The 14717-nt window shown below is 69.7% G+C and carries 15 protein-coding genes and 1 riboswitch; of the genes, 8 read left to right on the forward strand and 7 right to left on the reverse strand.

Annotated elements, in window-relative coordinates; genetic code table 11:
• Positions 1-74: 74 nt before the first annotated feature.
• Entirely contained in the window at positions 75-1961 is a 1887-nt protein-coding gene (thiC, locus tag ACYQPG_RS09385) for a phosphomethylpyrimidine synthase ThiC (RefSeq protein ID WP_147905908.1), read from the reverse strand.
• A gap of 74 nt (positions 1962-2035) precedes the next feature.
• A riboswitch (TPP riboswitch) is annotated at positions 2036-2141 on the reverse strand.
• A gap of 201 nt (positions 2142-2342) precedes the next feature.
• On the opposite strand from thiC, the gene ACYQPG_RS09390 reads away from it, so the two are divergent.
• The 3 genes from ACYQPG_RS09390 to ACYQPG_RS09400 all read left to right on the forward strand — a co-directional run bounded on the left by ACYQPG_RS09390 (position 2343) and on the right by ACYQPG_RS09400 (position 4751).
• Positions 2343-3182, forward strand: a complete 840-nt coding sequence (locus ACYQPG_RS09390; protein ID WP_147905907.1) for an alpha/beta hydrolase — start codon at positions 2343-2345, stop codon at positions 3180-3182.
• A gap of 21 nt (positions 3183-3203) precedes the next feature.
• Positions 3204-3578, forward strand: a complete 375-nt coding sequence (locus ACYQPG_RS09395) for an HNH endonuclease family protein (RefSeq protein ID WP_461230788.1) — start codon at positions 3204-3206, stop codon at positions 3576-3578.
• 105 nt (positions 3579-3683) lie between these two features.
• Positions 3684-4751 carry an acyltransferase family protein gene (locus tag ACYQPG_RS09400; RefSeq protein ID WP_419829289.1) on the forward strand — a complete coding sequence of 356 codons (1068 nt, stop codon included), beginning with the start codon at positions 3684-3686 and terminating at the stop codon, positions 4749-4751.
• A 10-nt stretch (positions 4752-4761) separates the two neighbouring features.
• Here the strand turns inward: ACYQPG_RS09400 and ACYQPG_RS09405 are convergent, their stop codons facing one another.
• Positions 4762-5007, reverse strand: coding sequence for a pilus assembly protein PilZ (locus ACYQPG_RS09405; RefSeq protein WP_147938696.1), 246 nt, complete (start codon positions 5005-5007; stop codon positions 4762-4764).
• A 415-nt stretch (positions 5008-5422) separates the two neighbouring features.
• On the opposite strand from ACYQPG_RS09405, the gene ACYQPG_RS09410 reads away from it, so the two are divergent.
• The gene (locus ACYQPG_RS09410; protein WP_147905903.1) at positions 5423-5797 is read left to right on the forward strand and encodes an ATP-dependent helicase; all 375 of its coding nucleotides are present in this window, start codon (positions 5423-5425) and stop codon (positions 5795-5797) included.
• Between the two features lie 142 nt (positions 5798-5939).
• On the forward strand, positions 5940-8120 hold the full coding sequence (locus tag ACYQPG_RS09415; RefSeq protein ID WP_147905902.1) for a transglycosylase domain-containing protein: 2181 nt from the start codon (positions 5940-5942) through the stop codon (positions 8118-8120).
• A gap of 11 nt (positions 8121-8131) precedes the next feature.
• Here the strand turns inward: ACYQPG_RS09415 and ACYQPG_RS09420 are convergent, their stop codons facing one another.
• Positions 8132-8578, reverse strand: coding sequence for a DMT family transporter (locus ACYQPG_RS09420; RefSeq protein WP_147938694.1), 447 nt, complete (start codon positions 8576-8578; stop codon positions 8132-8134).
• 99 nt (positions 8579-8677) lie between these two features.
• Positions 8678-9517: an aldo/keto reductase gene (locus ACYQPG_RS09425; RefSeq protein WP_419829290.1), complete on the reverse strand. Its 840-nt coding sequence runs from the start codon at positions 9515-9517 to the stop codon at positions 8678-8680.
• Positions 9518-9793: 276 nt separating this feature from the next.
• Here ACYQPG_RS09425 and ACYQPG_RS09430 point away from each other — a divergent pair, with 276 nt between their 5' ends.
• The 3 genes from ACYQPG_RS09430 to ACYQPG_RS09440 are packed head-to-tail and all read left to right on the forward strand — an operon-like array spanning position 9794 to position 11543.
• Positions 9794-10870, forward strand: a complete 1077-nt coding sequence (locus ACYQPG_RS09430) for an adenylate/guanylate cyclase domain-containing protein (RefSeq protein WP_147905899.1) — start codon at positions 9794-9796, stop codon at positions 10868-10870.
• The gene (locus ACYQPG_RS09435) at positions 10870-11073 is read left to right on the forward strand and encodes a hypothetical protein (RefSeq protein WP_147905898.1); all 204 of its coding nucleotides are present in this window, start codon (positions 10870-10872) and stop codon (positions 11071-11073) included. Before ACYQPG_RS09430 ends, ACYQPG_RS09435 begins: the two co-directional genes overlap by 1 nt.
• Complete coding sequence (locus ACYQPG_RS09440) at positions 11070-11543, forward strand: YaiI/YqxD family protein (RefSeq protein ID WP_147905897.1); 474 nt, start codon at positions 11070-11072, stop codon at positions 11541-11543. The genes ACYQPG_RS09435 and ACYQPG_RS09440 overlap by 4 nt, the downstream gene beginning before the upstream one ends.
• Before the next feature lie 97 nt (positions 11544-11640).
• Here ACYQPG_RS09440 and ACYQPG_RS09445 read toward each other — a convergent pair whose 3' ends face one another.
• From ACYQPG_RS09445 to ACYQPG_RS09455, 3 genes are all read right to left on the reverse strand, one after another.
• On the reverse strand, positions 11641-12216 hold the full coding sequence (locus tag ACYQPG_RS09445) for a cyclase dehydrase (protein WP_419829291.1): 576 nt from the start codon (positions 12214-12216) through the stop codon (positions 11641-11643).
• Entirely contained in the window at positions 12213-13385 is a 1173-nt protein-coding gene (locus ACYQPG_RS09450) for a zinc-dependent alcohol dehydrogenase (protein ID WP_419829292.1), read from the reverse strand. Before ACYQPG_RS09450 ends, ACYQPG_RS09445 begins: the two co-directional genes overlap by 4 nt.
• A 134-nt stretch (positions 13386-13519) precedes the next feature.
• A complete protein-coding gene (locus ACYQPG_RS09455) occupies positions 13520-14377 on the reverse strand; it encodes a manganese catalase family protein (protein ID WP_147938690.1) in 858 nt (285 codons plus the stop codon).
• Positions 14378-14717 lie beyond the last annotated feature (340 nt).

The following is a 14717-nucleotide window of genomic DNA, read 5'->3' on the forward strand; positions in this document are numbered from 1 at the left end:
CGAGATCACGGCACCGCGCGGCGGCGGCGGGTGCGGCACGCCCACGTCTTGAGCGGACGGGGCGTGCCGGCTCCTCATTCGGCCGCGTCGATGTAGAGCTTGCCGCCTTCGGCCAGGAACTCCTGGGACTTGGCCCGCATGCCGGCCTCGGCCTCGGCCTTCGACATAGCGGGCGACGCGCCCACGACCTCGCCCGCTTCCTCCATCGCCAGCACCTCGGCGCGCAGGTCCTGGGTGATCTTCATCGAGCAGAACTTCGGCCCGCACATCGAGCAGAAATGCGCGACCTTGTGGGCGTCCTTGGGCAGGGTCTCGTCGTGGTAGCGACGGGCCGTATCCGGATCGAGGCCTAGGTTGAACTGGTCTTCCCAGCGGAAGTCGAACCGGGCGCGGCTCAGCGCGTCGTCGCGCAGCTGGGCGGCCGGGTGGCCCTTGGCGAGGTCGGCGGCGTGGGCGGCGATCTTGTAGGTGATCACCCCGGTCTTCACGTCGTCGCGGTCCGGCAGCCCGAGGTGCTCCTTCGGGGTGACGTAGCAGAGCATCGCGGTGCCGAACCAGCCGATCATGGCGGCGCCAATGCCCGAGGTGATGTGGTCGTAGCCGGGGGCGATGTCGGTGGTCAGCGGGCCGAGGGTGTAGAACGGCGCCTCGCCGCACTCCCGCAACTGCTTCTCCATGTTGACCTTGATCTTGTGCATCGGCACGTGGCCGGGGCCCTCGATCATCACCTGGCAACCCTTGTCCCAGGCGATCTTGGTCAGTTCGCCCAGCGTCTCCAGCTCGCCGAACTGCGCGGCGTCGTTGGCGTCGGCGATCGAGCCCGGACGCAGGCCGTCGCCGAGCGAGAACGACACGTCGTAGGCCCGCATGATGTCGCAGATCTCGTCGAAATGCTCGTACAGGAACGATTCCCGGTGCCCGGCCAGGCACCAGCGCGCCATGATCGAGCCGCCCCGCGAGACGATGCCGGTGACCCGACGGGCGGTGAGCGGCACGTGCGCCAGCCGCACGCCGGCATGGATGGTGAAGTAGTCGATGCCCTGCTCGGCCTGCTCAATCAGCGTGTCCTTGAAGACTTCCCAATCGAGCTTGAGCGGGTCGCCACCGACCTTCTCGAGCGCCTGGTAGATCGGCACGGTCCCGATCGGCACCGGGCTGTTCCGGATGATCCACGAGCGGATGTTGTGGATGTTGCGGCCGGTGGACAGGTCCATGACCGTGTCGGCGCCCCAGCGGATCGACCAGACCAGCTTCTCGACCTCTTCCGCGGCCGACGACGTCACGGCCGAATTGCCGATGTTGGCGTTGATCTTGACCAGGAAGTTCCGGCCGATCGCCATCGGCTCCAGCTCGGTGTGGTTGATGTTGGCCGGGATGATCGCGCGGCCGCGGGCGATCTCGTCGCGCACGAATTCTGGGGTGATGAACGGCGGCACCGACGCACCGAAGCTCTCGCCGTCTGCCAGCGTGGCTTCGGCGCCCGCCAGCATCGCGTCGCGACAGGCGTTCTCGCGGTGGGCGACGTAGATCATCTCCTCGGTGATGATCCCGGCTCGGGCGAACTCGTACTGCGTCACCATCTGCCCGGGGGCCGCCATGCGGATCGTCCGGGTAGCGGGGCAGGGCGCCACGAGCTTGTCGCCCGCGAAGCCGTTATCCTCCGGCTTGACCGCACGGGGCTCAACCGCGGTGTAGCGGCGCGCCGCGATCCAGGGCTCGCGCACGCCGGGCAGGCCGGCGGTGAGGTCTATGCGGGCGTCGGTCTCGGTGTAGGGGCCCGACGGATCGTAGACCCGCACCGGCTCCTCTTTCGGATCGGACAGGGCAATCTCGCGATAGGGCACCCGGATGTCCGGCCGGCCGACCGGATTCGCGTAGACCTTGCGCGACCCGGTGACCGGACCCGTGGTCACGGTCTCGGGGCTGCCTTTCACGTCCTTGGGGAGAACGGGTGCGTTCATCGTGGGCCTCTCCTCGTGTTGGAGCGCTCCGGACCACGCGATGGCTGAGATGAGATCCGGCCGCACGCACGCGAGCAGCCGCAGGTTCCCGTCCCTCCGCCGGTATGAGCCGGATCAGGTTCAAGGGTCAGGGCAGCATGCCCAATCTCAGCCCCCTTCGGGGCCCCCCTCGGAACGGTTCGAGACTCGGCCCCGGGGATCGGTTTGTCAATGCTGCGGCGAGGCGAGCGGATAACAGGCTGGTGTTGTCCGGCGGGAGAAGCTCCGGTCGCCCAAAGCCAAGCACCCTGTGTAGGGGCAGGGCCGCCCAACCACTCATCAAAGCCGTCCTGGGCCAAACAAACTTGGCTACGATGCCCATCTTTGAACCTTCAAGAAACGATGCGCATCCTGCTCCTGCTGCTGGCCGCCCTGGCGGTGCTCTACCTGGCTTGGCTCGTCGCCCTGGTGCTGTTCCAGCGGCGGCTGATCTACCCGGGCGCGGCCTGGAACGGGCAACCCGTGCGCATCCAGGCGGCACCGCCCGGGACCGAGCCGGTCACGGTAGCGACAGAGGACGGCGAGCGGCTGTTCGCCCTGTGGCGGCCGCCGCATCCCGGCTGCGGCATCGTCATCAGCTTTCACGGCAACGGCTCCCGGCCCGAGCCGCACGCGGCACGCTTCGCCGCGGATCCGTGGCGCGCGGCCGGCTGGGGTGTGCTGGCGCCGGCCTATCGCGGCTATCCTGGCTCGACCGGCACGCCGAGCGAGGACGGCCTGATCCGGGACGGGCTGGCGGCGGTCGCGGCCGCTGAGGCACGGTCCCCGGGGGCGCCGATCCTGCTGCATGGCCATTCCCTGGGTGCCGCGGTGGCGGTCGCGATCGCCGGGCAAGTCGAGGCGATCGGGCTCTACCTTGAAGCACCGTTCGACTCGCTGACCCATGCCGTGCGGCTGCATGTCCCGCTGGCACCATCCTGGCTCCTGCGCGACACCTATCGCTCGGACCGGCGCATCCAAGGCACGTCCGCGCCGGTCCTGATCGTCCAGGGCACCGACGACCCAGTGGTGCCGGCCGAGCTCGCCCGGGCGCTCGCTACGGCGGCGGGGCCCCGAGCGCGGTTCGAGCTGGTGCCGGGCGACCACATGTCGATCTTCGGGTCCCGGGATCGCGAGGCCGAGGCGTGGTTCCGCGGACGTGTGGGGCCGGCCTGCAGGACGCCGGATCAGGCTGTGCCCTGAAAGGACGGGAGGAGACATCGTTTGGTCGGACGCCGCTCCCGGCGCTGGAAAGCCGACGATCCGGAGATGCCCGGCGCGGTTGCCCGGATGGATCCGGTCTGCCCGCTCTGCGGCCGGCCTATCCCGCCCCGCGCCCGCTCCAGCCTGCACCACCTCACCCCGAAGCTGAAGGGCGGCACCCACCAGGGCACTGTGCGGCTGCACCAGATCTGCCACTCGGCGATCCATGCCCGCTACAGCGAGGCCGAGATCGCCCGTCGGCTCGCCGACGTGGACGCGCTGCGGGACGATCCCGAGATCGCGCGCTTCGTGGTCTGGATCCGCGGCAAGCCCGACGACTTCCACGCCGCCACGCGCATGACCCGCGACCGCCGCGCGGGCAAGCGTCGGGATTGAGGCAGCCGTTTACCCGGCGCTCAGGACATCTGCAGGTTCCGGTCCCGGGCCGGCAACCCCGTCAACCTTGTCGGTCCACACTGGCCCCGGTCTGGGAGCTGAACGATGGGCGGGGCAGGGGACGCGGACGGCCGGCTGGCCTGGGTCGATATCGCCAAGGGGATCTGCATCCTCCTGGTGGTGATGATGCATTCCGTCATCGGCACCGGTGCGGCCCTGGGCGGCGAGGGATTCCTGCACCCGGTGGTGGCCTTCGCCAAACCGTTTCGGATCCCGGATTTCTTCCTGCTGTCCGGCCTGTTCCTGGGGCGGGTGATCGACCGGGACTGGCGCTTGTTCGCCGACCGCCGGGTCCTGCACTTCGCCTACTTCTACGGGCTCTGGCTGGTGATTCAGTCGGCGGCGCGCTACGGCGGTATCGTCGGCGATGCCGGGCCGGGCGCCTTCGCCGCCCATCTCGCCCACGCGCTGGTCGAGCCGTATTCCAGCCTGTGGTTCGTCTACCTGCTGGCGGTCTTCTCCGTGGTGACCAAGGTCTTGCGCCGGTGCCCGGGGGCGCTGCTGCTGGCCGGCGCGGCCCTGCTGCAGGTCGCCGACATCCGCAGCGATGCGACCCTCGTCGAGGAGTTCTGCGGCCGCTACGTCTACTTCGTGGCGGGCTACCTGTTCGCCGGCCGGATCTTCGCCTTGGCCGACGCGGCCCGCCGGCATGTCGGCCCCGCGCTGTGCGGCCTCGCCGCCTGGGCCGTCTTGGAAGGATGGATGGCGCTGACGCCCGCCGGCCATCCGGCCTACCCGACCCTCGCCAGCCTGCCGATCGCGAGCCTCGCCCTCGGGGCGGCCGGTGCCCTGGCGATCGTGGTCGTGGCCGCGCTGATCGAGCGGTCGGGGACCGCCGTCGCCGAAGCCCTCCGGACCTGCGGCCAGCGCTCGATCGTGATCTATCTCGCCTTCTCGCTGCCGATGGCCGCGACCCGCGAGATCCTGGTCCGCACCGGGCTCGTGAACGATATCGGGCTTGCGAGCCTGATCGTCATGGCGGCGGCGCTGCTGGTGCCGCTGGCCCTGGAGCGGCTGGTGCGCCACACGCCGCTCGGCCTGCTGTTCGTGCGTCCGGCCTGGTTCCGGCTGGCGGGGGCGCCGCGCCCGCGTCCGTCCCTCGCGGCCACCTGAGGCCGGCAGCTCAGCTCTCGAACGCGATGCCGATCCGGCGGCTGCGCCGCCACGCTACGGCGGCCTGCCGCGGGTCGGCCCCGTCCGTCAGACGGAGCGGGAATCGGTCCGGCACGGCTTGATCCTCCTCGACCTCGATCTGAGCGCCAGTCTCGGTGGCGTCCCAGACGAGGCAGCCGACCTCGCCGCAGGCGAGCAGCAGCGTGCCGAACGTGAAGGCGTTCTTGCGGAATGCCCCGCGGCGATCCTCCGTCATCGCACCCTCTCTCCGGTCCCGGTCCGCGACACCCAGGCGCGCGGACTGAACAATACGGCGATACGGTTAACGGGCTGGATGGCGGGCGGAGACTGCTATCCCAGGCCGAAACTCAATACGCGTTTGGGTCATCCAGGAGATGCGCCGCCGCTGCAGGCTCGCCAGCTTCGCGGCGTTCAGGATGCCCCCAGGGCTACGGCAATCCTGCAACGCATGGCGTCGATCCCGGCTTCGCCGCTGATCGCGACCTCGATATCGTGGGGCGGTGGCTTCCGGCTGGCGCCCGGCATCGGTAAGGCGAACCGCAGCGACGGTCCGCCCTCCGACGCCTTCGCAGGTCGGGGCCGAATATTCATGACAGGGATCGGGCGCGTGCCGGGTTGTTCACCGGGCGATGGTGCACCGGGAGGACTCAATGCGGGATGCGTCGGCGCAGGAGCTTATGATCCTCAGCGCGTTGCAGGAATGCCGGATCCAGCTGGAGACCGCGCGCCGGGACGAGGCGAGCCGGGCCGCCGTCCGGCTCGAACTCGATGCCGCCCTGCAGCGCGAGGAGGCGCTGAAGACCGAGATCGTGCAGGAGCGGGAGCGCACCGAGGCCGTGCGGGTCGTCTTGCTGGCGCTCACGGCCAGCATCGGCCGGTTCGGCCTGCGCCGGAAGCTGTTCACGGCGCGTATCGCCCGGCTCGGCCGCGAGACGCCGGATTCCGGCCCGCAATCGGTTCGGCACCCCGTGCTGCTCGCCGAGGCACGGCGGGTGCTGGGGCAGGATCCGACCGCCTCGGGTTAAGGCGCCGGGATGCTAGCGGCCGGGGCCGGGGTGCTGAACGGAACGCTAACGACCCCTTAAACCGCCGCATTTAGCGTGCCGTAACCGGGCTACGCCGCAACGCACGCGCGCGCTGGTTTCGGATCGTTCGAAGACGGGATGCATGGCCAAGGGTCGGGGCAGGATGGAGCCGAATTTCGACGTGCCGGAAGGGCGCGTCCGGGATCGCGGCGAACTCGACCTGCGCCTGTCCCGGGACGACCGGGCCGGGACAGGGGAACGCGTGGGTAAGCGAGCGGACGAGATGGCGCGGGCTCCGGCTAAGACGGCGCCACGCCGGACCCAGAAGAAGTCCGGCCGGCGCCGGCGCTCGTGGCTTGGCCGGATCGCCTACGGCACCGTGGTGCTCGGCCTGTGGGCGGTGATCGGCGTCGCCGGCCTCATCGCCTACCATGCCTCGCAGCTGCCGCCGATCGACCAGCTCGCGGTGCCCAAGCGCCCGCCCAACATCGCCATCCTGGCGAGCGACGGCTCGCTGCTGGCCAACCGGGGTGAGACCGGCGGCCGGGTGGTCTCGATCAAGGAGCTGCCGCCCTACCTGCCCCGCGCCTTCGTGGCGATCGAGGACCGGCGGTTCTACCAGCATTTCGGCGTCGACCCGGTGGGCATCCTCCGGGCGATTGGCCAGAACCTGACACGCCGCGGCGTCGCGCAGGGTGGCTCGACCCTGACCCAGCAGCTCGCCAAGAACCTGTTCCTGACCCCCGAGCGCTCGGCCTCGCGCAAGATCCAGGAGGCGATCCTCGCCCTGTGGCTGGAGCACAAGTACAGCAAGGACGAGATCCTCGAACTGTACCTGAACCGGGTCTATTTCGGCGCCGGCGCCTACGGCGTCGAGGCCGCGGCGCAGCGCTACTTCGGCAAGCCCGCCAAGGAGGTGTCGCTGGCCCAGGCCGCGATGCTCGGCGGACTCGTGCAGGCGCCCTCGCGGCTCGCCCCGAACCGCAACCTGCCCGCCGCCCAGGCCCGCGCCGCGCAGGTGCTGGCTGCCATGCAGGAGCTCGGCTTCGTCCCGGCGCAGGACGCCAAGGTGGCGCTCGCCCAGCCGGCCCGGCCCGCCAACGCGCGCGGCGGCGGCTCGGCCAACTACGTGGCCGACCTCGTGATGGACGTGCTCGACGATTACGTCGGCAAGTTCGACACCGACATCACGGTCCAGACCACCGTCGACACCGGCCTGCAGGCGCTCGCCGAGAAGGCGCTCACCGACGAGCTGAACGCCAAGGGCACGCGCTTCAACGTCGGACAGGGCGCCCTGGTCTCGATGCGGCCGGACGGGGCGATCCGCGCGCTGATCGGCGGGCGCGACTACGCCCAGAGCCAGTTCAACCGCGCGACCACTGCCAAGCGGCAGCCCGGCTCTTCGTTCAAGCCGTTCGTCTACCTCGCCGCCGTGGAGCACGGGGCGACACCCGACACGGTGAAGGAGGACGCGCCGATCCGGATCGGCACCTGGGCGCCTGAGAACTACTCGCACCGCTACGAAGGCCCGGTGACGCTGCGCATGGCGCTGGCGCACTCGCTCAATACGGTGGCGGTGCGGCTCGGCCAGGAAGTCGGCCCGAAGACGGTGGTGCAGACCGCCCAGCGCCTCGGCATCACCTCGCCGCTCCAGGCCAACGGCTCGATCGCGCTCGGGACCTCCGAGGTGACCCTGCTGGAGATGGTCGGCGCCTACGGGGCCTTCGCCAACGGCGGCACCGGGGTGATCCCGTACGTGGTCACCTCCGTGAAGAGTGCCGCCGGCAAGATGCTGTACAAGCGTTCCGACAACGGTCTCGGCCGGGTCATCGACGCCAACGCCGACGGCATGATGAACGCGATGATGCACGAGACCTTCGTGTCCGGCACCGCCAAGAAGGCCGACATCCCGGGCTGGGAGCTGGCCGGCAAGACCGGCACGACCCAGGATTTCCGCGATGCCTGGTTCATCGGCTACTCGGGTACCCTCGTCACCGGGATCTGGCTCGGCAACGACGACGGCGAGCTGACCAAGAAGGTCACCGGCGGCAACCTGCCGGCGGAGATCTGGAAGACCTACATGACCCAGGCGCTGAAGGGCCAGAACCCGGTTCCGCTGCCCGGCATCAACCGCTGGCGCAAGCCGCCGCCCGAGACCACGGCTTCCGTGGCGAGCGCGGCGCCGAGTTCCCCGGCCGACCTCCTGGGCCAGATCTTCGGCGATCCGGCCGCGCCCGCGCCCCGCCAGCAGGCCCCGGCACGCCGGGCAGCCCCGAAGGACGACCGCAACTTCGTCGAGAAGCTGTTCGGGATCGGCGAGTAAGCCGGTCCGGCTCAGCGCCGGATCAGGACCACGCCGCCAATCAGCAGCGCGACGCCGAGCGCCCGCGGCAGGTCGACCGGGCGCTGGGCGAGGCCGAGCCAGCCGTAATGGTCGAACAGGACTGAGGCCAGCATCTGGCCGGTGACCAGGAGCGCCAGAAAAGTTCCGGCCCCGAGCTGCGGGACCAGGACGATGCCGAGGCCGATGAAGATCGCCCCGAACATCCCGCCGCTCCACGCCCACCAGGGGATCCGCGCGAGCACCCCGGCGGACGGCATCGGGTCCCGGGCGACCAGCGCGAACACGACCATGCAGCCCACCCCGACCGTGAAGCTCACGACCCCCGACAGGGCAGCCGAGTTGAGGGCGGTGCGCAGATTCGCGTTCAGCGCCTGCTGGATGACGATGCTGACGCCCGCCGTGAGGGCGAGCGCCGAGGGCAGGAGCGATTTCAGCATGACGGTCGGGGGCTTTCGGGCGGCGCGCGTGACGGCCGCGGTACAGCGATTCCGCGCCCCCCGCCATTCGCGTCGACGGTATCCGGCTGCCCCCGTCGCTCACAACATCGGCAGCATCCGGGGCCGGGGCCCGCGGGGGAAATGCGCGTCGATCATGGCGATCTCGGCCGGGCCGAGATGCAGGTCCGCGGCGCCCGCGTTCTCGATCGCCCGCGCCGGCCGGCCGGTCTTGGGGATCGTGAAGGTCGCGGGCAGGCGGGTCAGGAAGGCCAGGGCCACCGCGTAGGGCGTCGTGCCGTGGGTGCTGGCGATGCCGTCGAGCACGCGGCCGCCCGCGCTGGAAGGGTCGGGGAACTCGCCGCTCCCGAACGGCGAGTAGCCGACCATCGCGACGCCGTGCCTCTCGCACCACGGCAGCACCGCGTGCTCGATCGCCCGCTCGTTGAGGTGGTACAGCACCTGGTTGCAAGCGATCCGGTCCGGCCCGGCGATGGCCAGGACCCGGTCGAGGTCGTCGACGTCGAAGTTGCTCAAGCCCCAGGACAGGATCTTGCCGGCCCGGCGCAGGTCCTCGAACCCCGCGATCGTCTCGGCCAGGGAGTGCTGGCCGGGCCAGTGCAGCAGGTAGCTGTCGAGCCGGTCGGTCTTCAACCGCCGCAGGGAGGCCTCGCAGGCCCGCACGACGCCGCGGCGCGTGGCGTTGCCCGGGACCACCTTCGAGACGAGGAACACCTCCTCGCGGCAATCCGCGGTCGCCTCGGCCACGATCGCCTCGGCGTCGCCGTACATCTCGGCGGTATCGATATGCGTCATCCCGGCATCGATGCCGGCCCGCAGGGCGCGCACGGCGTCTGCCCTGTCCGAGCCGTCGATATGCCACGTGCCCTGGCCGATGACCGGCACCGAGACGCGCGTCGCCCCGAAGCTTCTGGCGTACATGGCAGCGCTCCCTTCCGGCCGCGCGGGGTCTCGTTCTGATCGTCCGCCCGACCCGATCGAGCCGATACGCGGACCCCGCTGCGCCTTACTCGCGCCATCTTGGGGGGATGAGCAATGGGCCGTCGCCGCTCCGGTGTTGAACTTTAGGCCAGTGTCTCACACCGCGCTCAACGAGGCCGCCACAGGGCCTACCAAGCGGCCTACCCGGTTGCCCGCGCGGGCCTGGAGCGCCCCGTGCGGCGCCGGCGCCGAGCCGACCCTGGGGGGGACGCGCTGATGCTGCCGGCTCACCGGATGTTCTGGTCGCTGATCCTCCTGGCCGCCGCCGGCGCCGGGCTGCTGTACAACGTCATCTTCGCCGATGCCGCCGCGCCGCTCGCCGGCTTCACCTACGGCCTGGCCATGGGCGCCACCGTGCTGGCCTTCGACCGCGGCCTGATCCTGGCCGGGTTGCAGGCCCGGATCCGCCGGCTCCCGGCCTGGCTCTACGTCATCGCGGCCGAACTGGCCTACGTGCTAATGATCGTGGCCGGCAACGCGCTGGGCGGCCTGATCGTCTGGAGCTTCGGCCTGACCGGCGACGAACTCGCCGTGGCGACCCGGATGACGGCCCGCGTCCTCGCCTACGCGTTGGCGGTGGCTGGCCTGCTGGTCTTCGTCATCCGCATGCGCGACCTCGTCGGCGGCGAGATCTTCGTGAATTTCATGATCGGCCGCTACCACAAGCCGGTGGCCGAAGAGCGGATCTTCCTGTTCCTGGATGTGGTCGGGTCGACCGCCTTCGCGGAGGCGCACGGCGACCTGCGCGCGCAGGAATATCTCAGCGCGGTCTTCGCGACGCTGGCCGAGCCGGTGCGCCGCAACGGCGGATCGGTGGACGACTATATCGGCGACTTGGCCATGGTGACATGGCCGATGAGCCGCGGCCTGAAGGACGCGCGCTGCGTCACCTGCGTGTTCGACGTCATCGACCGGATCGAGGCCGACGAGGCCGCGTGGACCGGCCGGTTCGGCACGGTGCCGAAGCTGCGCGCCGCGCTGCATGGCGGCTCGGTGGTCACCGCCGAAGTCGGCGTCGACCGCCACAAGATCGCGTATTTCGGCGACGCCGTGAACGTGACCTCGCGGATCGAAGCCCTGTGCCGGCCACTCGGGGTCGGCATCCTGATCTCGCAGGATCTCCTGGGCCGGCTGCCGCGCCTGCCCGCGGGGGTGCGGGCGCGCTCGCTGGGCGCCCACGCCCTGCGTGGCCGCGGCGCACCGTTGTCTGTGGCGACGCTGGAGCGCGGTGACGAGGCCGGCGTCGCGGTGACCGAGGATCCGGCCCCGCGCAGGGTCGCGGCGATCCGCTGATGGCACCAGCCCAGGCCAGACCCCGGACCGCACTGATCGTCGTCAAGATGGCCCTGCGCTTCGGCTTTCCGCTGCTCGGGCTGATCGTCATCGGCCGCGCGGTGGTGCTGTCGATCGGCGGGGATATCGAGCGTTGGCAATTCGCCCTCGGGGCGCTCCTGATCCTGGCGGGCTTCACCTCGAAGCTGGTGCCCCGGCGATGAGCGCCACGGAGAACCGGCCGACGATCTATCTCGATGCCGATGCCTGCCCGGTGAAGGATGAGACCTACCGGGTAGCGGCGCGCTACGGCCTCACCGTCCACGTCGTCGCCAACAGCGTGCTTAACCTGCCGCGCGAGCCCTGGATCGTACGCGTCGTCGTCGGTTCCGCCCTCGACGCCGCCGACGACTGGATCGCTGAGCGGGCCGGGCACGGCAGCATCGTGCTCACCGCCGACGTGCCGCTGGCCGCTCGCTGCGTGAAGGCCGGCGCCACGGTCCTGGCCTTCACCGGCAAGCCGTTCAGCGAATCCTCGATCGGCATGGCGCTGGCCACCCGCGACCTGATGCAGTCCCTACGCGAGGCCGGCACGATCACCGGTGGCCCGGCGCCGTTCTCCCGGGCCGACCGCTCGGCGTTCCTGTCGGCCCTCGACCGGGCGGTGATGCGGATTCTGCGGGACCGGCCCTAGCGCATCGCGCCGGGTATCGGGACCGGCACGATGCGCCGGACCCTCGTCTAGGGTCGCCTGTCACCGAAAGCCGACGGCCACCTCTCGGAACGACCCTTCAGGTTCCTGGCGCGACGCGCTCGCCCGACCATGGCCGCAGCGGCTCCGGAATGCGGAAATCGGCCGGCGGCGCGAAGTCGGAGGCAGCGCCGCGCATACTCCTGGCGCCACGTGGGAAGCCGCTCCGGTCGCCGTAATCGAAGGTCCCAGGGGGTGACAGGCGCTTCTGCCCGATCAGCCCTTGCGCACATATGACGTCGAGGACCGTCACCCCCGCCACGGCGGCGGTCGCGGCGGCGAGGTTCGTGCGCTTCGGGTTGTCGCCTTCGAAGCCGGTCGCCAGCGTGGCGAGGTCCAGCGCGTCGCCGCCGACGCGCCCGATGATCCAGGGCGTCGGATCATGGCTCATGAGGATCGCGACGCCGGTGGCGACCTCACGGACGCCGTAGGCTTGCACCAGCGATTCCCGGCCGCGCAGGCCGAGTGCCCGGCACAGGCCGCGCGGGGCCGTCAGCTCCAGGATGCCGAGGCCGATCGAGAACCAGCCGAGCCCGCGCGCCAGCGCGTCGTGTCCGGTCTCGGGACCGCGCCCTGGTGCGCCCCGGGTCGTCCGCGAATGCTGTTTATCGCTCATGGCCGGATCACCACCTTGATGCAGCCGTCCTGCTTGTCGCGGAACACCCGGTACATCTCCGGGCCGTCCTCCAGCCCGATGGTGTGGGTGATGACGAAGGACGGATCGATCTGCCCGTCTTCGATCCTCCGCAGCAGGTCCGGTGTCCACCTGTTGACGTGCGTCTGCCCGGTGCGGACCGTCAGGCCCTTGTTCATCAGCGCGCCGATGGGAAACTTGTCGATCAGGCCGCCATACACGCCCGGGACCGAGAGCACGCCGGCCGGACGGCAGACCATGATCATCTGGCGCAGCACGTGGGCCCGGTCGGTCTCGAGCATCATCGCCTGCTTGGCCCGGTCGTAGACCGCATCGACCGCGCCCGTGGCATGGGCTTCGAGCCCGACGGCGTCGATGCACTTCTCCGGGCCCCTGCCGTCGGTCATGTCGTTCAAGCGGCCGACGATGTTGGATGCCGTGTTGTAGTCGATCACCTCGGCACCCCCGGCCTCGGCCATCCTCAGGCGCTCCGGGACCCGGTCGATCGCGATGACACGCTTTGCGCCGAGCAGGATCGCCGAGCGGATCGCCATCTGGCCGACAGCCCCGCAGCCCCAGATCGCCACCGTGTCGGTTGGCTGGATGTCGCATTGGACCGCGCCCTGCCACCCGGTCGGGAAGACGTCGGACAGGAACAGGAGCTTTTCGTCGGAGATGCCGTCCGGCACCTTGATGTGCGTCGCGTCGGCATACGGCACGCGCAGGTACTCGGCCTGGCCGCCCGCGTAGCCGCCGGTGAGATGGGTGTAGCCGAACAGGCCGGCGGTGGTGTGCCCGAACGCGGTATCGCCGAGCGCCTTGTTGCGGTTGGAGCGCTCACACACCGAGAAGTTGCCGCGCCGGCACTGATCGCACTGGCCGCAGGTGATGGTGAACGGGACGACGATCCGGTCGCCGGGCTTGAGGGCCTTGTTGTCCTTGCCGACTTCGACAACCTCGCCCATGGCCTCGTGGCCCAGGATGTCGCCCGACTTCATGCCGGGCATGAAATGGTCGTAGAGATGCAGGTCCGAGCCGCAGATTGCGCAACTCGTCACCTTGATGATGGCATCCCGCCCGTCCTCGATCTCCGGATCCGGGACCGAATCGCAACGGACGTCACCGGTGCCGTGCCAGACCAGTGCCTTCATGGGGGCGTTCTTCCCGCTTCTGTTCGTCGTCCGATCGGCGTCGGACCGACCGGAACTCCGGCGTTCTTCTGTCCGCGTGCCTCGATTGCCCCCCGGGGCCGGGCGTCACGCCCGCGCCCCGGAAGGCTGAGTCATCAGCCGATCTGCTCGGACTGGGCGCCGCTGTCCGGACGTGCAGGACCGAGCACGGGCTCCTGACCCATCGGCTGGTTCTGCACGATGCTGTACTCGCCCTTGCCGTCGAGGGACGGGCCCTGGGTCCAGCGGCCCTCGGGCGGCGGCGAGCCGTCAGCCGAGGACGAGAAGTAGTTGTAGTTGAACTTCTGGTTCTCCTTCTCCTGCGGGAAGGAGTTCGGGATCGGCAGGGTGCCGGTATGACCGCCCAGCTCTTCGATCACCGACAGCCATTGCTGCTGGTGCATCGTGTCCCGGGCGATGAGGAAGCTCCACATGTCGCGCATGCCCGGATCGTTGGTCGCGTTGTACAGGCGCACGGCCAGCACCCGGCCGGTGCTCTCGGCGGCGACGTTGCAGTACATGTCGGCTGCGATGTTGCCGCTGGCGTAGATGTGGCTCATGTCGAACGGCAGGCCGTCGGAATTGCCCGGGAAAGCCGCCATGCCGGTGGATAGCAGCGTCTTGTGCAGCATCCCCTCAGCGATGTGGCGCGGGTTCTCGCCGCCCATCACGGCGCCGACGATGGCGTCGGCTGCACCTGCCTCTTGCACCTTGGTCGGTGCGGTCTCGAGGTTCATCGCCACCGCGGTGGCGAGCATCTCGATATGGCCCAGCTCCTCCGTGGCGGTGTTGAGCAGCATGTCGCGATACTTCGTGGTCGGCGCGCGATTACCCCACGCCTGGAAGAAATACTGCATACAGACCCGGATCTCGCCTTCGATTCCACCGATCGCCTGCTGAAGCATCCGCGCGTAGATCGGGTCCGGGCTGTCGACCTTGACCGGGTATTGGAGACGCTTGTCGAGGTAGTACATGCGGTTTGCTCCTCGCTGCTGATGATGGGCGCCGGCTTTCGGCGCGCAAACTCGTGCGGGCTCGATACCGTCGGGGTATCCCGTCGCGCTATCCGATCAACCGCGTTTGGCGGGAGCGGTTCAGTATTTCTTCCGATCAGGATGCGCTTTTTGCGCCGCGGATGACGATTTTGAAGAGCGAGAACCAAACGATGTTAGTTTTGTAGCCAATTGCCGCGCTTAACCCGACATGATGGACCAACATATGTTGTGCCATGCGCCCGGGTTGTTCCCGGCGCCGGGAATAAGCGTGTGGGTATGCCGGCGATAAGGCTGCGGCGAGCTTCGGCCGGTGCTGGTG

This window comes from Methylobacterium sp. CM6246, from assembly GCF_054818005.1.